The organism is Staphylococcus sp. HMSC062A01 (assembly GCF_001836805.1).
In the GTDB taxonomy this organism is placed as follows: Bacteria; Bacillota; Bacilli; order Staphylococcales; family Staphylococcaceae; genus Staphylococcus; species Staphylococcus haemolyticus.
Map to the genome: position 1 here is coordinate 18,903 of NZ_KV830639.1, position 19,342 is coordinate 38,244.

The following is a 19,342-nucleotide window of genomic DNA, read 5'->3' on the forward strand; positions in this document are numbered from 1 at the left end:
TACTCCCTTTTTGTGTTATTATAGGGAATGTTATAAAATAATGAATAATTGATATATGAACAATTCTATTCAGTTAGTCGTTATAAATGAATCACAATGGAGGTAACATCGTATGAAATGTATTGTGGGTCTTGGGAATATAGGCAAGCGATTTGAGTTAACAAGACACAATATCGGTTTTGAAGTCATTGATTACATTTTAAAGAAACATAATTTCTCATTAGATAAACAAAAATTTAAAGGTGCTTATACTATTGAACGTTTAAATGGTGACAAGGTTCTATTTATTGAACCAATGACTATGATGAATCTGTCTGGTGAAGCAGTAGGGCCATTAATGGATTACTATAATGTTGAAGTGGAAGATTTAATCGTCTTGTATGATGATTTAGATTTATCTCAAGGTCAAATCCGCTTGCGCCAAAAAGGTAGTGCTGGAGGACATAATGGTATGAAGTCTATCATTAAACATTTAGGTACAGATCAATTTAAACGAATTCGTATTGGCGTAGGGAGACCAACGAATGGTATGTCAGTACCTGATTATGTATTACAGAAATTTTCAAAAGAAGAGATGATTACTATGGATAAAGTGATTGAACATTCAGCACATGCTGTGGAAGCTTTTATTGAAAGTTCACGCTTCGACCATGTAATGAATCAATATAATGGAGAAGTCAATTGAGATCTATCATTTCAGACTATATTCAAAATGATAAACGTTTCCAGGAACTCGATGATGTATTCGGTCATCAAAACATTCTTGTAACTGGTCTCTCTCCCTCTGCGAAAGCTACGATTATCGCTGAAAAGTATCTAAAAGATCAAAAACAAATGTTGTTAATCACTAACAACTTATATCAAGCAGATAAATTAGAAACTGATATTTTACAATATGTCGATCATTCTGAAGTTTATAAATATCCTGTACAAGATATTATGACTGAAGAATTTTCAACGCAAAGCCCTCAACTTATGAGTGAACGTGTAAGAACACTGACTGCCTTAGCTCATAATAAGAAAGGGTTATTTATCGTTCCTTTGAACGGATTGAAAAAGTGGCTCACACCGTTTGAACTTTGGAAAGATCATCAAATTACGCTTAGAGTAGGCGAGGATATAGATGTCGATGAATTCTTAAATAAATTAGTGAATATGGGATATCGTCGCGAGAGTGTTGTATCACATATCGGCGAGTTCTCATTGCGTGGAGGTATTATCGATATTCACCCTCTCATAGGTCAACCTGTTCGAATAGAATTGTTTGATACAGAAGTTGATTCAATTCGTGACTTCGATGTTGAGACGCAACGTTCAAATGACAATATTGAAGAAGTTTCAATCACAACAGCAAGTGATTACATTATTACAGATGATGTCATTCAACATTTACAATCAGAATTGAAAACCGCATATGAAACAACACGACCAAAAATTGACAAGTCTGTTCGTAATGATTTGAAAGAGACATATGAAAGTTTTAAGTTATTTGAAACAACGTTTTTTGATCATCAATTATTACGTCGCTTGGTGGCATTTATGTACGAGCAACCTTCAACGCTTATTGACTATTTTGCAAAAGACGCCATCATTGTAGCTGACGAATATAACCGTATTAAAGAAACTGAAAAGACGCTAACAACTGAAGTGGACGATTTCATTCAGAACTTAATAGAAAGTGGAAACGGATTTATCGGTCAATCATTTATGCAATTTGATGGTTTTGAGTCGTTATTGAAGGATTATCCAGTGACGTACTTCACTTTGTTTACGTCCACTATGCCTGTTCAGTTACAACATATTATTAAGTTTTCTTGTAAACCAGTACAACAGTTTTATGGGCAATACGATATTATGCGTTCTGAATTCCAACGCTATGTACACAACGACTATCATATCGTGGTGTTAGTAGAAACTGAAACGAAAGTTGAACGAATTCAATCGATGTTGAATGAGATGCATATACCAACTGTTACTAATGTTCACAATGACATTAAATCTGGCCAAGTCGTTGTTACAGAAGGCAGTCTTTCAGAAGGTTTCGAATTACCTTATATGCAACTTGTTGTTATAACTGAGAGAGAATTATTCAAAACAAAACAAAAGAAACAGCGTAAACGTACTAAAACTTTATCTAATGCTGAAAAAATCAAGTCATATCAAGACCTTAATGTTGGTGACTACGTCGTACATGTACATCATGGGGTAGGGCGTTATCTTGGTGTTGAAACTTTAGAAGTTGGAGATGTTCACCGAGATTATATTAAATTGCAATATAAAGGCACAGACCAACTCTTTGTACCAGTCGATCAAATGGATCAAGTTCAAAAATATGTTGCTTCAGAAGATAAGTCGCCTAAATTAAATAAACTTGGTGGCTCAGAATGGAAGAAAACAAAAGCTAAAGTTCAACAAAGTGTCGAAGATATTGCTGATGAATTAATCGCATTATATAAAGAACGTGAAATGTCGGTAGGTTATCAATACGGTGAAGATACCGCTGAGCAAAGTGCATTTGAAATGGACTTCCCATATGAATTAACGCCTGACCAAGCGAAATCGATAGACGAAATTAAAGGTGATATGGAACGCGAGCGACCAATGGATCGTCTATTATGTGGTGACGTAGGTTATGGTAAAACAGAAGTTGCTGTTAGAGCAGCTTTTAAAGCAGTAATGGAAGGGAAACAAGTTGCATTTCTTGTACCTACAACGATTTTAGCGCAACAACATTATGAAACGTTAATTGAACGAATGCAGGATTTTCCGGTACAAATTGAATTGATTAGTCGATTCCGTTCAACTAAAGAAGTCAAAGAAACTAAAGAAGGTCTTAAATCAGGATACGTTGATATTGTTGTTGGAACACATAAATTGTTAGGCAAAGATATTCATTATAAAGATTTAGGATTATTAATAGTCGATGAAGAACAACGTTTTGGTGTACGTCATAAAGAACGTATTAAGACAATGAAGACGAATGTAGACGTACTGACGTTAACTGCAACGCCTATTCCTAGAACATTACACATGAGTATGCTAGGTGTACGGGATTTATCAGTCATTGAGACACCTCCAGAAAATCGCTTCCCTGTACAAACTTATGTGTTAGAACAAAATAATAATTTTATTAAAGAAGCTTTGGAACGAGAATTATCACGTGATGGACAGGTATTCTATTTATACAACAGAGTTCAATCCATTTATGAAAAACGTGAACAATTACAGATGTTAATGCCGGATGCTAATATTGCCGTTGCACATGGTCAGATGACAGAACGTGATCTTGAAGAAACAATGCTAAGCTTTATTAATGGCGAATTTGATATTTTAGTGACTACAACGATTATTGAGACAGGTGTAGATGTACCTAATGCGAATACTCTAATCATTGAAGAAGCAGATCGCTTTGGATTAAGCCAATTGTATCAATTGCGCGGTCGTGTAGGACGCTCAAGTCGAATTGGCTATGCATACTTCTTACATTCTGCGAATAAAGTGCTAACTGAAACTGCAGAAGAAAGATTACAAGCTATTAAAGAATTTACTGAATTGGGTTCAGGATTCAAAATTGCCATGCGTGATTTAAATATTCGTGGTGCCGGAAACTTACTAGGTAAACAACAACACGGCTTTATTGATTCGGTTGGCTTTGACTTGTATTCACAAATGTTAGAAGAAGCGGTTAATGAAAAACGTGGTATTAAAGAAGAAGAACCAGATGCACCAGAAGTAGAAATGGAACTCAACTTAGATGCCTATTTACCTGCAGAATACATTCAAAATGAGCAAGCAAAAATTGAAATTTATAAAAAACTACGTAAAGTCGAAACAGAAGAACAATTATTTGATATTAAAGATGAATTGATAGATCGATTCAATGATTATCCAGTTGAAGTTGAACGTTTACTTGAAATGGTTGAAATTAAAATACATGCGCTACATGCAGGGGTAACTTTAATTAAAGATAAAGGTAAGCAAATTGAAGTGTCATTATCAGCGAAAGCAACAGGACAAATGAACGGTGAAGAACTGTTTAAACAAACACAACCCTTAGGACGTGCAATGAAACTAGGTGTTAAAGAAAATCGCATGCATGTAACACTTACCAAGTCTAAGCAATGGTTAGATAACTTGAAATTCCTTGTGAGATGTCTTGAAGGAAGTATGGTTATTGAAGATGAAAACTAAAAGCATATCAGAATCTAAATCTACACAATTGTTATCATCTAAGAGTTCAAACGAGTTCAAATACATTGAACCCTCTAACCACACAGCGTTCAATGGCGTTGTGATTCTAACCCTTGCACTCATCATAGTTAAAATTTTAAGTGCAATTTACAGAGTGCCTTACCAAAATGTTCTCGGAGATACTGGGTTGTATGCTTATCAACAAATATATCCAATTGTGGCGCTAGGGATGATTTTATCTATGAATGCTATTCCAAGTGCGGTAACGCAAACGCTGGGTATTAATGGACAACCGTCTTCGTTTTCAAAAGTGCTAATACGATTTCAAACGTTAGGCATAGTAATATTTTTAATACTCTTATTATTAGCGCACCCAGTGGCTATATTGATGGGAGATTCAAGACTTGCACCTATGATACGAATGGCAAGTTTGAGTTATTTATTTATTGGTATATTAGGTGTGTGTCGTGGTTATTACCAAAGTCAAAGACGTATGAATATACCCGCTATTTCCCAGGTTATTGAACAAATCATTCGTGTTGGTCTCATCATTGTAGCCATTGGTTTATTTATGAGTAAAGATTGGTCAATATATCAAGCAGGAACGATTGCTATTTTAGCTTCTGCACTTGGTTTTTTAGGTTCAAGTCTCTTTTTAATAGTTATGAAACCTTTCTCTTTTAAGATGCAGAATTTATCAGCAAATATACCTTGGAAAGACTTACTTATGGCTACACTTGTATTTGCATTGAGCCAATTATTGGTCATATTATGGCAATTTATAGATAGCTTTACAATTGTTCATACACTACAATCACACGGCCTACATTTTAAAGAAGCAATCATGCAAAAAGGAATTTATGATCGTGGAGCTTCATTTATACAAATGGGTTTAATTGTTACGACAACTTTTAGTTTTGTGTTAATCCCACTTTTAACTGAAGCAATCGAACAACGAAATCAAATTAAAATGAATCGTTACGCTAATGCATCGCTTAAAATCACTATATTAATTAGTTCAGCAGCTAGTATAGGATTAATTAATTTATTACCTATGATGAATGCAGTCTTCTTTAAGACCAATAGTTTAGGTTTTACACTTGGATCCTATATGTTAACGGTTATCTGTGTATCGCTTATAATGATGTATATTGCATTATTACAAGTACTCAATTGCATTCGTCCAATATTGATTGGTGTAACTATTGGCTTAGTAGTGAAAGGGATACTTAACGCCCTATTGATTCATCATTATGGTATTGCTGGCGCTAGTATTAGCACTGTTTTGTCCCTTATTTGTTTTGTAATTATACTGCATAAAGAAGTGCTTAAGCAGTATCACTTTAGTCAAATGAAACCATTCATTTTGAAAATGTTTACTGCGCTTGTCATCATGACGATAATCATTCAAATTAGTATGCAGGTATTACCTCAAGCGGGACGTATAGGTGGACTTATAGAGTTAGTTGTTGTGGCAATCATAGGCATTGCCGTATTATTAATATTAGTTATATATATGAACATCTTAGGTTATAGAGAATTAAAACATTTGCCATTTGGCGAAAAGCTTTATCATATAAAGAAAGGACGACATTAATGACACATACAATTACAATTGTTGGTTTAGGAAACTACGGTTTAGATGAGTTGCCACTTGGTATCTATCGTTTTTTAATACAACAACCGCTTGTTTATACTAGGACACTAGACCATCCTGTAATTAATCAATTACAAGATGAGCTTAAATTCGAAAGTTTTGATACTATTTATGAAAAGAATGAAGATTTCGATTCTGTGTATCAACAAATTGTTGATGTATTAATTGAAAAAGCGCAAGCACAAGATGTTGTCTATGCCGTACCTGGACATCCACGTGTAGCTGAAACAACGACGGCTAAGTTGTTAGACTACAATGACCATCATCAAGACGTGAATGTTAAAATGCTAGGTGGTAAAAGTTTTATAGATGATATTTTCGCAGCGATTAACCAAGATCCAAACGATGGTTTCACTTTGTTAGATGGTACGGCATTAACCGAACAGTTATTAAATGTGCGTACACATACACTTATTACTCAGGTATATACTGCTATGGTTGCAGCAGATATTAAAATCACTTTGATGGAACATTATCCAGATGATTTTCCAGTCAAAGTAGTGACTGGCGCACATAGCACTGGCGCCTCTGTACTAGAGGTACCTTTATTTGAACTTGACCATCACGAAGACGCATTTAATAATTTAACAAGTGTCTACGTTCCTAAAGTGACAAATGATGAAGTATTATATCGAAACTTTGATTATGCAGTAGAGATTATAAATCGCTTAGTCGATGATGAAACTGGTTGCCCATGGGATCGTGTTCAAACTCATGCCTCCCTCAAACGCTATCTATTGGAAGAAAGCTTTGAATTATTCGAAGCAATTGATAATGAAGATGATTGGCACATGATAGAAGAATTAGGAGATATCTTACTTCAAGTTCTCTTACATGCAAGTATTGGCAAAAAAGAAGGCTATATGGACATTCAAGAAATCATTGAAAGCTTAAGTGCTAAGATGATTCGTCGTCATCCACATATTTTTGGTGATGAAAAAGCGGCATCGATAGAAGAATTAAATGACATTTGGCAGACAGCTAAAAGTAAAGAAGGTAAAGCACCACGAGTTAAATTTGAGAAAGTATTTGCAGACCACTTCATGGCATTGTATGATAAAACCAAAAATAAGGATTTTGATGAAGAAACCCTTAGAAACTTTTTGCAACAAGGGGAGAAAGATTTATGAGATTAGATAAATATTTAAAAGTATCGCGACTTGTTAAACGTCGTACTTTAGCGAAAGAGATAAGTGATCAAGGACGTATTACCGTTAATGGAAATGTAGCTAAAGCTGGAACAGATGTTAAGGTAGAAGATGAATTAGTTATTCGTTTCGGACAAAAGCTTGTTACAGTTAAAGTAACTGGTTTAAGTGAACATGCTTCTAAAGAAAACGCTAAAGGTATGTACGATTTAATTAAAGAAGAACGTATTAATCAGAACCAATTTGAAGAAGAATAGACTGAAGGAGGTGACAAGCAATGAGTAAAAAGGTAGAAGAAATAGGGAATCAGTATACCTCCGAAAAGAATCGAAAGAAGCAACGACAACAAAAGAAAATGCGCGTTGTTAGACGAAGAGTAACTGTATTCGGTGGGATATTATTAGCAATCATAATTATTCTATCCATCATGCTTGTCATCCAAAAACAAAGCAATGATAAAGCAGCAGTTGAGCGTAAACATAAAGAGGAACAGTTTCAGAAAAAGCAAGACGAGGAAATCGCATTAAAAGAAGAACTTAGTAATTTAAATAATAAAGACTACATAGAGAAAGTAGCAAGAGACGATTATTACCTGAGCAATAAAGGTGAAGTTATTTTTAAATTGCCTAATAATGATGATTCTAAGTCTAAATCCTCTAATGACAACTGATAACATTAAGGATAATCGTTTTTCTTAAATAAGAATGAATTATCTGGTTTTATAGCATTGTGAAAATATTAAAACAGGAATATAATAAGGTTAAAATCGAATCAAAATTGGGAGGATTTATTTAGAATATGTCAATCGAAGTAGGAAACAAGCTAAAAGGTAAAGTTACTGGTATCAAAAAATTTGGTGCATTCGTAGAGTTACCTGAAGGGAAAAGTGGCTTAGTTCATATCAGTGAAGTGGCTGATAACTATGTTGAGAATGTTGAAGATCACCTATCAGTTGGAGACGAAGTTGAAGTTAAAGTCTTATCTATTGCAGATGACGGTAAAATTAGCCTTTCAATAAAAAAAGCAAAAGATCGTCCTCGTAGACCACAACATAAATCAAATCACAATAGACCACCACAACAAAAAGGTGAAGATTTTGAAAAGAAATTAAGCAATTTCTTAAAAGATAGTGAAGATAAATTAACATCTATTAAACGACAAACTGAATCAAGACGTGGTGGTAAAGGTTCAAGACGCTAATTTATAATATATTATTTATATAACAATTGGTAATAGCAAAGGTAACATTCACCGTAAGATAAACAATTGTCGTCCTATCGAATTGCCCTTTATTTTATGTAAGATATGTTATTTTTGCGGGGTGGAACTTAAAATTCAACAATGAATTTTAGTTCCACTCTTTTTTTGATGACTACATTGTAATATTGCAATAAGGTATATTCATGTTATTAAGGAGGTCTTTGTGTTGAAAGTTAATACGTCACTATGGAGCAATACTGATCATGTTGTGATTGCTGTTTCGACAGGTATAGATAGTATGTCACTCTTACACAATTTACTTTCACAATCATCTCGTACTTATAAACAATTGACCTGTCTTCATGTTAATCACGGCTTACGAGAGGCATCACATAAGGAAGAAGCGTTTATAGAAGCATTTTGTAAACAATATGAGATACCTTGCTATGTAAAGCGTTTGAATTTAACTGATGTAGTAGCGCAAGGGAAGAGTATACAAGCTGATGCTCGACAATTGCGTTATGAGTGGTTTGACGAAATGATGAAAAGGTTAGATGCAGATGTATTACTTACAGCACATCATTTAGATGACCAGCTAGAAACAATCTTCTATAGACTATTTACTGGACGTTCTACACGAAGTACTCTAGGGATAGATGTTCAATCAATTCGTAATCATTACACAATATGTCGCCCATTACTTGAAGTTTCAAAAGAAGACATACGCGACTATCAGCACAAATATCAAGTTCCTTATTATGAAGATAGCTCAAACAGTGACAATAAATATGTTAGAAATGACATTCGCAATCGACTATTACCAGCGATTAATCAAAATGCAGATCTTGATAGCACGCATTTACTAAAATTGAAACGTTGGCATGATATTCAATTACAGGAGAATCGAAAAAAAGCCCAATCCTTTATAGAGAATGATTGTCTAATTAATAAAAATGGAACTCAAATACAATTTTCACGAAATGTATTTAATCGACTTGATGATATAACTAAAATGATATTGTTAGATCAGCTCTTCGAACAACTTCAGTTGAATAAGGCATTTTCAGAGAAACAATATCATGAATGGTTTGATCAGATTAGTAATCAAATCGCACAATTTGAGATATCCCTCACTGAAAAATGGATAATTCAAATAGCATATGATAAATTTATTATATTGGCGAAAAATGAGCCATCATTATTAGATAATCAAATCGTGAATGATGCAGATACATATCGTTTCGGACATTATCTCGTTGTTATACATCCGACGATTCCTAAACAACAATTACCATTATTGATACGAACTCGTCACAATGGAGATAAAGTCGAACTAAATGGACAAAAAGGTCATAAAAAAGTGAGTCGTTTGTTTATAGATCACAAAATTCCAAATGATGTGCGCATGCAAATGCCATTAATTGAAGATCAATACCATCAAATTATTGCTGTAGGTAATTTATATATTGCTAAAGCATATAATCAACATATAGAAATCAAAAAAATTGGAGATGAATAACGAATGAAAGACGACTTAAAAGAAATATTGTTAACTGAAGAAGATATACAAAATATTTGTAAAGATTTAGGAGAACAATTAACTAAAGATTATAAAGATAAACCACTTGTATGTGTGGGTATTCTAAAAGGTTCTGTTATGTTTATGGCAGACCTAATTAAACGCATCGACACACATTTAGCAATTGATTTTATGGATGTTTCAAGCTATCATGGCGGAACTGAATCAACTGGTGAAGTTCAAATCTTAAAAGATTTAGGTTCATCTATTGAAAATAAAGACGTCCTAATCATTGAAGATATTTTAGAAACAGGTACAACATTGAAATCAATTACTGAGTTATTGCAATCACGTAAAGTTAATTCACTTGAAATTGTTACATTACTGGATAAACCAAATCGTCGTAAAGCTGATATTGAAGCTAAATATGTTGGTAAGAAAATTCCTGATGAATTTGTTGTAGGTTATGGATTGGATTACGCTGAACATTATCGAAATTTACCGTATATCGGCACATTAAAACCAGAAATTTATAACAAATAAGTGAAATTCATTTAGATGTTAATATAATTAAATCGTGTTTAAGATATAATAACTATACTTAATAAATGAATTAGTGTAGACTCATTTTATATGCTTAAACACATTTTAAAAACTTATCGTTTTTTAGAGAACTTAAGTTTTAAAAAGTTTGATAACACAAGGATTTTGAAAAGTATTACAAAAGTTGAAATGCTAGCCTTTAAGAGAAGTTTTGTGTTACAATTTTTGTTAGCTTTATTATAGAAATAGGAGGAAATGACGCATGCAAAAAGCTTTTCGCAATGTGCTTGTTATCGCAATTATTGGCGTTATTATATTCGGCGTATTTTCTTACATAAATGGGAATGGCAATACACCGAAACAACTTTCCTATTCACAGTTTGTAGAGAAATTGGATAAAGGTGATTTAAAGACCTTAGAAATCCAACCTGAGCAAAATGTGTACTTGGTAAGTGGTAAAACAAAAAATGATGAAGATTACTCTTCAACGATTTTATACAATAACGAAAAAGACTTACAAAAAATTACAAATGAAGCAAAAAGCCAAAAAGGACTAGATTTTAAAGTTAAAGAAGAAGAGAAACAAAGTGTCTTCGTAAGTATGTTGACAACATTAATTCCTGTATTAATTATTGCTTTCCTATTCATTTTCTTCCTTAGCCAAGCACAAGGTGGCGGCGGTGGTGGTCGTATGATGAACTTTGGTAAATCCAAAGCTAAAATGTACGATAATCAAAAACGTCGTGTACGATTCTCGGATGTCGCTGGTGCAGATGAAGAAAAACAAGAATTAATTGAAATAGTAGATTTCTTAAAAGATAATAAGAAATTCAAACAAATGGGTTCAAGAATACCTAAAGGTGTATTACTTGTAGGCCCTCCTGGTACAGGTAAAACATTATTAGCACGTGCCGTAGCTGGTGAAGCAGGTGCACCTTTCTTCTCAATCAGTGGTTCAGACTTTGTTGAGATGTTCGTTGGTGTCGGTGCAAGCCGTGTGCGTGACTTATTCGAAAATGCGAAAAAGAATGCACCATGTATTATCTTTATCGATGAAATTGATGCAGTAGGACGTCAACGTGGTGCAGGTGTTGGTGGCGGTCACGATGAACGTGAACAAACGCTTAACCAATTACTAGTTGAAATGGATGGTTTCGGTGAAAACGAAGGTATTATCATGATTGCTGCAACTAACCGTCCTGATATCTTAGACCCAGCATTACTACGCCCTGGTCGTTTCGATAGACAAATTCAAGTTGGCCGTCCAGATGTTAAAGGTCGTGAGGCTATTCTTCACGTACACTCTAAAAACAAACCACTTGATGAAACTGTTGACTTAAAAGCTATTTCACAAAGAACACCTGGTTTCTCAGGGGCAGATTTAGAGAATTTATTAAATGAAGCATCTTTAATTGCTGCACGTGAAGGTAAAAACAAAATTGACATGCGTGATATTGAAGAAGCTACAGACCGTGTTATTGCTGGTCCAGCTAAAAAATCACGTGTCATTTCAGATAAAGAACGTAATATTGTGGCTCATCATGAAGCGGGTCATACAGTTATCGGTATGGTACTTGATGAAGCAGAAGTTGTTCATAAAGTAACAATTGTTCCACGTGGACAAGCTGGTGGTTACGCAATGATGTTACCTAAACAAGATCGTTTCTTAATGACAGAACCTGAATTATTAGATAAAATTTGTGGTTTATTAGGTGGTCGTGTATCCGAAGATATCAATTTCCATGAAGTATCAACTGGTGCATCAAATGACTTCGAAAGAGCAACTCAAATTGCACGTTCTATGGTTACTGAGTATGGTATGAGTAAAAAACTTGGACCATTACAATTCTCATCAAGCGGCGGTGGACAAGTATTCTTAGGTAAAGATATGCAAGGTGAACCTAACTATTCTGGTCAAATCGCTTATGAAATTGATAAAGAAGTTCAACGTATTATTAAAGAACAATATGAACGTTGTAAACAAATCTTATTAGACCATGAAAAAGAACTTAAACTTATCGCTAAAACATTGTTAACAGAAGAAACATTAGTAGCTGAACAAATCCGTTCATTATTCTATGATGGTGTATTACCTGAAGTAGATTATGATGCTGCTCGTGTTGTTAAAGATGAAGATTCTGACTATAGCGAAGGTAAATATGGTAAATCTTACGATGATATCCGCGAAGAACAACTAGAAGAAGGTAAAGAAGACATGCGAGAAGATCGTAAAGAAGATAATGATCAACATCGTGGACATTCAAATAATGAAGAAGACACAGGTCATGAACAATCTCCAAATATCGATAAGCCATATAATCCAAACGATCCAAACAACCCTAGCAATAGATAAGTTTAAACTGGATTATTATCTCCTTTGAGTAAGGCAATGCCCCTTAGTCAAAGGAGATTTTTTAATATGTAGTGATCGTGAAAGAGACAACATTAGAGTTGAAAGCAAGTTACTTCATATTCTTATTAAACAAGTGTAGAATAAGTATCCTTAAAGGGAAAATGTAGAAATAATTGAAAGATTAAAGCATAAATAATATCAATATAAAAATAAATGTACTAAAGGAGTTTATAAGGATGACACATGATTATATTGTAAAATCATTAGCTTACGAAGGAGAAATACGTGCGTACGCTGCGCTAACAACTGAATCAGTGCAAGAAGCACAAACACGTCATTACACTTGGCCAACAGCTTCAGCTGCTATGGGCAGAACAATGACAGCAACTTTATTAATGGGTTCGATGCTTAAAGGTGAACAAAAATTAACAGTAACAGTTGATGGTAAAGGCCCTATTGGAAGAATCATTGCAGATGCAGATGCTGAAGGTAATGTACGTGCCTATGTGGATAAACCACAAACGCATTTTCCATTAAATGAACAAGGTAAATTAGATGTTAGACGAGCAGTTGGTACAGACGGGTCCATCCAAGTAGTGAAAGACGTTGGTATGAAAGACTATTTCTCAGGTGCAAGTCCGATTGTATCAGGTGAATTAGGAGAAGACTTCACATACTATTTTGCGACAAGTGAACAAACACCTTCATCAGTTGGTTTGGGTGTGTTAGTAAATCCTGACAATTCTATTAAAGCTGCTGGAGGATTTATTATTCAAGTAATGCCAGGCGCTAAAGATGAAACTGTAACAAAATTAGAAAATGCTATAAATAATATGCAACCCGTTTCTAAATTAATTGAACAAGGATTAACGCCAGAAGGTATTTTAAAAGAAATACTTGGTGAAGATAACGTTCAAATCTTAGAAACTATGCAAGCTCAGTTTGAATGTAACTGTAGTCATGAGAAGTTTCTAAATGCAATTAAAGGTTTAGGAGAAGCTGAAATCCAAGATATGATTAAAGAGGACCATGGCGCGGAAGCTATTTGTCACTTCTGTGGTAATAAATATAATTATTCAGAAGCTGAACTTGAAGACCTATTAGCTTCAATGAATGCATAATTAAAAATATACTAAAGGCGATAAACCATCATGTGTTTATTGCCTTTTTTATAGGGAAACTAAAATAATGTAAAAGTAAAATGTAACTTCAATTCTAAAATGAGAGAATTAGCTTTTTCTTTTTAGAAAATTCTGATAGAATATACTTATATCCGATAAAAAAACTAAGTTTTAAATATGAAAGTTAAAAGGAGCGTTTTTTCAATGGCACAAAAACCAGTAGATAACATTACTCAAATTATTGGCAATACACCGGTAGTAAAATTAAGAAACGTTGTAGATGAAGATGCAGCAGATGTTTACGTAAAACTAGAATACCAAAATCCAGGTGGTTCAGTAAAAGACCGTATCGCATTAGCTATGATCGAAAAAGCTGAAAAAGAAGGGAAAATTAAACCAGGTGATACGATTGTAGAACCAACAAGTGGTAACACAGGTATCGGTTTAGCTTTCGTATGTGCAGCTAAAGGTTATAAAGCAGTATTTACAATGCCTGAAACAATGAGTTCTGAGCGTCGTAACTTATTAAAAGCTTATGGTGCAGAATTAGTTTTAACACCAGGTTCAGAAGCTATGAAAGGCGCTATTAAAAAAGCAAAAGAATTAAAAGAAGAGCATGGTTACTTTGAACCACAACAATTCGAAAACCAAGCCAACCCTGAAATTCATGCGTTAACTACAGGCCCAGAATTAGTAGAACAATTTGAAGGTAAACAAATCGACGCTTTCTTAGCAGGTGTAGGTACAGGTGGTACTTTATCTGGTGTAGGTAAAGTCTTAAAAGAAAAATATCCTAATGTTGAAATCGTTGCTATAGAGCCTGAAGCATCACCAGTATTAAGTGGTGGTGAGCCAGGACCACATAAATTGCAGGGTTTAGGTGCAGGATTCGTACCGGATACTTTAGATACAAATATTTATGATAGTATCATCAAAGTAGACAATGATACAGCTATGGAAACATCTCGTCGCGTTGCTAAAGAAGAAGGTATCCTAGCAGGTATTTCTTCTGGTGCTGCAATTCATGCTGCAATTCAAAAAGCTAAAGAATTAGGTAAAGGTAAAACAGTTGTAACAGTATTGCCAAGTAATGGTGAACGTTACTTATCAACACCTTTATATTCATTCGAAGATTAATTTTTTAAACAATATTTATACGCTAGTGAAGCTTAATTTTGCTTCGCTAGCGTTTTCTTTTTGAAGAGATGAATACCTTGTTTTAAATTATTAAATACTTTGCATGTTTTTTGGCGATTATAAAAACTGAAATGTTTAGAAAATGAGTGTATCATTAATATGTGACTATTGAGCAAAAGTAGATATTTTTCTACATATCATTTTCTAAAAGAACGAAGGGTGACGTGACAAGAATGACTAAAACAAAAATTATGGGAATATTGAATGTGACACCAGATTCATTCTCTGACGGTGGTAAGTATAATTCAGTGGATAAAGCGGTCAAACGTGCTAAAGAGATGATAGAAGAAGGTGTAGATATCATTGATGTCGGCGGTATTTCTACACGACCAGGATTCACAGAAATTTCAACGGAAGAAGAGATTGAGCGTGTAGTTCCTGTAGTGAAAGAACTTGCAAAATTTAATATTCAACTTTCAATAGATACATATCGTAGTGAAGTAGCGGAAGCGTGCTTAAAATTAGGTGCAACGATGATCAATGATCAATGGGCAGGGTTATATGATCCTAAAATACTTGATGTTGTGGCTGCTTACGATGCTGAAGTTGTATTAATGCATAATGGTAACGGACATCGCGAACAACCAGTTGTTGAAGAAATGCTATTATCACTTATTACTCAAGCGAACAAAGCAGAAATGGCCGGAATTCCAAAACATAAAATATGGCTAGATCCTGGGATTGGCTTTGCCAAAACACGTGATGAAGAAAATGAAGTAATGGCACGTTTAGATGAACTTGTAGCAACTGAGTATCCTGTTTTATTAGCAACGAGTCGAAAACGTTTTATTAAAGAAATAATTGGTACAGAAACTAAAGCGTTAGAACGTGATGAGGCGACAGCTGCTACAACAGCTTATGGTATAATGAAAGGCGTCAAAGCTGTGCGTGTACATAATGTGCAATTAAACGCTAGATTAGGTCAAAGTATGGATTTCTTAAAGGAGAATGAAGATGAACGACACAATCTTTCTTAATGGTATGAGATTTTACGCATACCATGGTGCCTTACCTGCTGAAAATGAGATAGGTCAAATCTTTGTAGTAGATGTTACGTTGAAAGTGAATTTAGAAGAAGCGGGACAATCTGATAATGTGATAGATACTGTGCATTACGGAGAAGTGTTTGAAGATGTTAAAGAAATCGTTGAAGGTCCACCATGTAATTTAATCGAACATCTAGCTGAACGTATTGCAAAACGTATAAATTCACACTATAATCGTGTAATGGAAACGAAAGTCAGAATCACTAAAGAAAATCCACCTATTCCTGGTCACTATGATGGCGTAGGTATAGAGATAGTGAGGGAGAATCGTTAAATGGTACAATCGTATTTAGGTTTAGGAAGCAATATTGGTGATAGGGAACAGCAATTACAAGATGCTATAAAAATAATTGATAGTATTGAAGGTATTTCCGTGACTAAGATCTCTCCAATATATGAAACTGCACCAGTGGGGTATACTGAGCAGCCCAATTTTTTAAATTTGTGTTTAGAAATTGAAACAGAATTGGAGCCCAAAGAACTTCTTAAATATTGCTTAGAAACTGAACAACGATTACATCGAGTTAGAGACATTCGTTGGGGTCCAAGGACATTAGATGTCGATATTTTGTTATATGGAAATAAGGTTATAGAAGAAGATGACCTTGAAGTTCCCCACCCTCGAATGGGTGAACGTGCTTTTGTATTAATACCATTAAATGATATTGCATCAACACAAATAGAACCTCGTTCAAATACTCGTATCTCTGATTTAGTCATACCAGATGACACAGTGAAGAAATATAAAGGTTAAGAAGTATTAATTATACATTTAATTAATATTATAGAAATGCGAAAATAGTGATGATCATACTTTGAAAGTGATACAGGTAATGTCAATTTTGTAAAACAATACAATTAAGTAACACCATATTAGTAATATGATATCCTATAAGCAATTTAGAAATAATCCATGGAATGATTTTCATTAAAATGAAATTTAAAGGAGAGAAAGTTATGTCAGAAGAAATGAATGACCAAATGCAGGTCCGTCGTCAAAAACTACAAGAATTAATTGATTTAGGAATCGACCCATTTGGAAAACGTTTTGAGCGCTCAGCTACTGCTAGTGAACTAAAATCACAATGGGATGAATTCTCAAAAGAAGAATTACATGATAAAGAAGATGAAAGTCATGTGTCGATTGCCGGCCGTTTGATGACTAAACGTGGTAAAGGTAAAGCTGGTTTCGCACATGTCCAAGATTTGACTGGTCAAATTCAAATTTACGTGCGTAAGGACCAAATTGGCGAAGAAGATTTCGACAATTTATGGAAAGGTGCAGACCTAGGCGATATTGTTGGTATTGAAGGTGTAATGTTCAAAACAAATACTGGAGAGCTATCAGTAAAAGCTAAGACATTCACTTTATTATCTAAAGCGCTTAGACCTTTACCTGATAAGTTCCATGGTTTACAAGATATTGAACAACGTTATCGTCAACGTTATTTAGACTTGATTACAAATCAAGATAGTACTCAAACATTCATTAACCGTAGTAAAATTATTCAAGAAATGCGTAATTACTTAAATAAACAAGGTTTCTTAGAAGTTGAAACACCAATGATGCATCAAATTGCAGGTGGTGCAGCAGCACGACCATTTGTTACGCACCATAATGCACTAGACGCTACACTTTATATGCGTATAGCAATTGAATTACATTTAAAACGTTTAATTGTTGGTGGCCTTGAAAAAGTCTATGAAATTGGACGAGTATTCCGTAACGAAGGCGTATCAACACGACATAATCCAGAATTTACTATGATTGAATTATATGAAGCATACGCTGATTACCACGATATCATGGATTTAACTGAATCTATGGTAAGACATATCGCTCAAGAAGTATTTGGTTCTGCAAAAGTTCAATACAATGAAGAGGAAATTGACCTAGAGTCTGCATGGACACGCCTTCATATTGTAGATGCAGTGAAAGAAGCTACAGGTGTAGACTTCTATCAAATTAAATCTGATGAAGAAGCAATCGCAGCAGCTAAAGAACATAATATAGAAATTACTGATAATATGAAATATGGTCATATCTTAAATGAATTCTTTGAACAAAAAGTTGAAGAAACGTTAATTCAACCGACATTTATTTATGGACATCCAATTGAAATCTCACCTTTAGCGAAGAAAAATCCGGAAGATCCAAGATTTACAGACCGTTTCGAGTTGTTTATCGTAGGTAGAGAACATGCGAATGCATTCACTGAATTAAATGATCCAATTGATCAACGTGAACGTTTCGAAGCACAACTTGTTGAAAAAGCACAAGGTAATGATGAAGCGCATGAAATGGATGAAGATTATATTGAAGCTTTAGAATATGGCATGCCTCCAACAGGTGGTTTAGGTATCGGTATCGATCGCTTAGTTATGTTGTTAACTGACTCTCCATCTATTAGAGACGTATTATTATTCCCTTATATGAGACAAAAATAGATTAAATTAAATATTAGAGATTGAGATAAAGTTTAGGTTTATTCAAATGTTAACCTAATATATCTCAATCTCTTTTTTATTTTGAGACAGTTATTGTTAATAAAAGAGACAAAAGGAACAATTAGTTTTCAATTTATATAAAACTAAAGGATTAAATATAATGGTGTGATAAAGGGTTATTATCAAGGGGAAGTTACAAAAGTAAAAAAGAGTAGAGAAGTTATTGTAAAACAATATAAAAAAAGTGTAGTCAATATGGTTGAGATGTGCTAACATAGTAAAAGTGTTCAAAAGAAGCGAAACGACAAATGATAAACTTGTTAAATAAAAATTTTCAAAAATTAGTTGACTTTGCTTTTTGAATGTTGTATGATATAAAAGTCGTCAAAAACGAAACTTAATTTTGTAAAATACTTGTAAAGATATTTTTAACAAAGTGTAAAATTAACTATTGAAAATTAAAACAATCGACATTATAATTAATTGAGTAAGTTATTGTCTGGTGACAATGGCAAGGAGGTCACACCTGTTCCCATGCCGAACACAGAAGTTAAGCTCCTTAGCGCCGATGGTAGTTGGATTTACATTCCGCTAGAGTAGGACGTTGCCAGGCTTGCACGTTGGAGAATTAGCTCAGCTGGGAGAGCATCTGCCTTACAAGCAGAGGGTCGGCGGTTCGAACCCGTCATTCTCCACCATTCTTAATTAGCCGGCCTAGCTCAATTGGTAGAGCAACTGACTTGTAATCAGTAGGTTGGGGGTTCAAGTCCTCTGGCCGGCACCATCTTTGAGCCATTAGCTCAGTTGGTAGAGCATCTGACTTTTAATCAGAGGGTCAGAGGTTCGAATCCTCTATGGCTCATACGATTATTTTAATAGCCATATGCGGAAGTAGTTCAGTGGTAGAACACCACCTTGC

General features: G+C 34.3%; 16 protein-coding genes, 3 tRNA genes and 1 rRNA gene. All 20 read left to right on the forward strand.

Annotated features, from left to right (window positions below; all coding sequences use genetic code 11):
• Positions 1-112 precede the first annotated feature (112 nt).
• The 20 genes from pth to HMPREF2715_RS09060 all read left to right on the forward strand — a co-directional run bounded on the left by pth (position 113) and on the right by HMPREF2715_RS09060 (position 19,285).
• Entirely contained in the window at positions 113-685 is a 573-nt protein-coding gene (pth, locus tag HMPREF2715_RS08965; protein ID WP_011276759.1) for an aminoacyl-tRNA hydrolase, read from the forward strand.
• Positions 682-4,191: a transcription-repair coupling factor gene (gene mfd, locus HMPREF2715_RS08970; RefSeq protein ID WP_070582038.1), complete on the forward strand. Its 3,510-nt coding sequence runs from the start codon at positions 682-684 to the stop codon at positions 4,189-4,191. Before pth ends, mfd begins: the two co-directional genes overlap by 4 nt.
• A 64-nt stretch (positions 4,192-4,255) precedes the next feature.
• Positions 4,256-5,788 carry a polysaccharide biosynthesis protein gene (locus HMPREF2715_RS08975; protein WP_070582044.1) on the forward strand — a complete coding sequence of 511 codons (1,533 nt, stop codon included), beginning with the start codon at positions 4,256-4,258 and terminating at the stop codon, positions 5,786-5,788.
• Positions 5,788-6,978, forward strand: coding sequence for a MazG nucleotide pyrophosphohydrolase domain-containing protein (locus HMPREF2715_RS08980; protein WP_070839889.1), 1,191 nt, complete (start codon positions 5,788-5,790; stop codon positions 6,976-6,978). The genes HMPREF2715_RS08975 and HMPREF2715_RS08980 overlap by 1 nt, the downstream gene beginning before the upstream one ends.
• A complete protein-coding gene (locus tag HMPREF2715_RS08985; protein ID WP_037537011.1) occupies positions 6,975-7,253 on the forward strand; it encodes an RNA-binding S4 domain-containing protein in 279 nt (92 codons plus the stop codon). Before HMPREF2715_RS08980 ends, HMPREF2715_RS08985 begins: the two co-directional genes overlap by 4 nt.
• 20 nt (positions 7,254-7,273) lie before the next feature.
• Positions 7,274-7,666, forward strand: coding sequence for a cell division protein DivIC (gene divIC, locus HMPREF2715_RS08990; RefSeq protein ID WP_070582040.1), 393 nt, complete (start codon positions 7,274-7,276; stop codon positions 7,664-7,666).
• A 128-nt stretch (positions 7,667-7,794) separates the two neighbouring features.
• A complete protein-coding gene (locus HMPREF2715_RS08995; protein WP_053017953.1) occupies positions 7,795-8,196 on the forward strand; it encodes a S1 domain-containing RNA-binding protein in 402 nt (133 codons plus the stop codon).
• Positions 8,197-8,422: 226 nt separating this feature from the next.
• The gene (gene tilS, locus HMPREF2715_RS09000; RefSeq protein ID WP_176743843.1) at positions 8,423-9,715 is read left to right on the forward strand and encodes a tRNA lysidine(34) synthetase TilS; all 1,293 of its coding nucleotides are present in this window, start codon (positions 8,423-8,425) and stop codon (positions 9,713-9,715) included.
• A gap of 3 nt (positions 9,716-9,718) precedes the next feature.
• Positions 9,719-10,258 carry a hypoxanthine phosphoribosyltransferase gene (hpt, locus tag HMPREF2715_RS09005; protein ID WP_011276752.1) on the forward strand — a complete coding sequence of 180 codons (540 nt, stop codon included), beginning with the start codon at positions 9,719-9,721 and terminating at the stop codon, positions 10,256-10,258.
• A 262-nt stretch (positions 10,259-10,520) separates the two neighbouring features.
• On the forward strand, positions 10,521-12,611 hold the full coding sequence (ftsH, locus tag HMPREF2715_RS09010; protein ID WP_049426444.1) for an ATP-dependent zinc metalloprotease FtsH: 2,091 nt from the start codon (positions 10,521-10,523) through the stop codon (positions 12,609-12,611).
• 236 nt (positions 12,612-12,847) lie between these two features.
• Positions 12,848-13,732 (forward strand): Hsp33 family molecular chaperone HslO, encoded by an 885-nt coding sequence (gene hslO / locus HMPREF2715_RS09015; protein WP_037552528.1) that lies wholly within the window; start codon positions 12,848-12,850, stop codon positions 13,730-13,732.
• A 204-nt stretch (positions 13,733-13,936) separates the two neighbouring features.
• The gene (gene cysK / locus HMPREF2715_RS09020; RefSeq protein WP_070631776.1) at positions 13,937-14,869 is read left to right on the forward strand and encodes a cysteine synthase A; all 933 of its coding nucleotides are present in this window, start codon (positions 13,937-13,939) and stop codon (positions 14,867-14,869) included.
• Positions 14,870-15,102: 233 nt separating this feature from the next.
• Positions 15,103-15,906: a dihydropteroate synthase gene (gene folP, locus HMPREF2715_RS09025; protein WP_070442648.1), complete on the forward strand. Its 804-nt coding sequence runs from the start codon at positions 15,103-15,105 to the stop codon at positions 15,904-15,906.
• On the forward strand, positions 15,884-16,249 hold the full coding sequence (folB, locus tag HMPREF2715_RS09030) for a dihydroneopterin aldolase (protein ID WP_037552526.1): 366 nt from the start codon (positions 15,884-15,886) through the stop codon (positions 16,247-16,249). Before folP ends, folB begins: the two co-directional genes overlap by 23 nt.
• A complete protein-coding gene (gene folK, locus HMPREF2715_RS09035) occupies positions 16,250-16,729 on the forward strand; it encodes a 2-amino-4-hydroxy-6-hydroxymethyldihydropteridine diphosphokinase (protein ID WP_049426448.1) in 480 nt (159 codons plus the stop codon).
• Between the two features lie 203 nt (positions 16,730-16,932).
• A complete protein-coding gene (gene lysS / locus HMPREF2715_RS09040; protein ID WP_053027049.1) occupies positions 16,933-18,423 on the forward strand; it encodes a lysine--tRNA ligase in 1,491 nt (496 codons plus the stop codon).
• A 498-nt stretch (positions 18,424-18,921) separates the two neighbouring features.
• Positions 18,922-19,036, forward strand: a 5S ribosomal RNA gene (rrf, locus tag HMPREF2715_RS09045).
• A gap of 9 nt (positions 19,037-19,045) precedes the next feature.
• Positions 19,046-19,121: transfer RNA gene (locus HMPREF2715_RS09050), tRNA-Val, on the forward strand.
• A gap of 10 nt (positions 19,122-19,131) precedes the next feature.
• Positions 19,132-19,207: transfer RNA gene (locus HMPREF2715_RS09055), tRNA-Thr, on the forward strand.
• Positions 19,208-19,212: 5 nt separating this feature from the next.
• A tRNA-Lys gene (locus tag HMPREF2715_RS09060) sits at positions 19,213-19,285 on the forward strand.
• Positions 19,286-19,342: the final 57 nt, after the last annotated feature.

What these genes read in the sequence shown, in the direction of transcription:
- pth (WP_011276759.1), top strand. Translation starts at nt 113, where the DNA reads ATGAAATGTATTGTGGGTCTTGGGAATATAGGCAAGCGATTTGAGTTA.
- HMPREF2715_RS08980 (WP_070839889.1), top strand. Translation starts at nt 5,788, where the DNA reads ATGACACATACAATTACAATTGTTGGTTTAGGAAACTACGGTTTAGAT.
- HMPREF2715_RS08985 (WP_037537011.1), top strand. Translation starts at nt 6,975, where the DNA reads ATGAGATTAGATAAATATTTAAAAGTATCGCGACTTGTTAAACGTCGT.
- divIC (WP_070582040.1), top strand. Translation starts at nt 7,274, where the DNA reads ATGAGTAAAAAGGTAGAAGAAATAGGGAATCAGTATACCTCCGAAAAG.
- HMPREF2715_RS08995 (WP_053017953.1), top strand. Translation starts at nt 7,795, where the DNA reads ATGTCAATCGAAGTAGGAAACAAGCTAAAAGGTAAAGTTACTGGTATC.
- hpt (WP_011276752.1), top strand. Translation starts at nt 9,719, where the DNA reads ATGAAAGACGACTTAAAAGAAATATTGTTAACTGAAGAAGATATACAA.
- ftsH (WP_049426444.1), top strand. Translation starts at nt 10,521, where the DNA reads ATGCAAAAAGCTTTTCGCAATGTGCTTGTTATCGCAATTATTGGCGTT.
- hslO (WP_037552528.1), top strand. Translation starts at nt 12,848, where the DNA reads ATGACACATGATTATATTGTAAAATCATTAGCTTACGAAGGAGAAATA.
- cysK (WP_070631776.1), top strand. Translation starts at nt 13,937, where the DNA reads ATGGCACAAAAACCAGTAGATAACATTACTCAAATTATTGGCAATACA.
- folP (WP_070442648.1), top strand. Translation starts at nt 15,103, where the DNA reads ATGACTAAAACAAAAATTATGGGAATATTGAATGTGACACCAGATTCA.
- folB (WP_037552526.1), top strand. Translation starts at nt 15,884, where the DNA reads ATGAACGACACAATCTTTCTTAATGGTATGAGATTTTACGCATACCAT.
- folK (WP_049426448.1), top strand. Translation starts at nt 16,250, where the DNA reads ATGGTACAATCGTATTTAGGTTTAGGAAGCAATATTGGTGATAGGGAA.
- lysS (WP_053027049.1), top strand. Translation starts at nt 16,933, where the DNA reads ATGTCAGAAGAAATGAATGACCAAATGCAGGTCCGTCGTCAAAAACTA.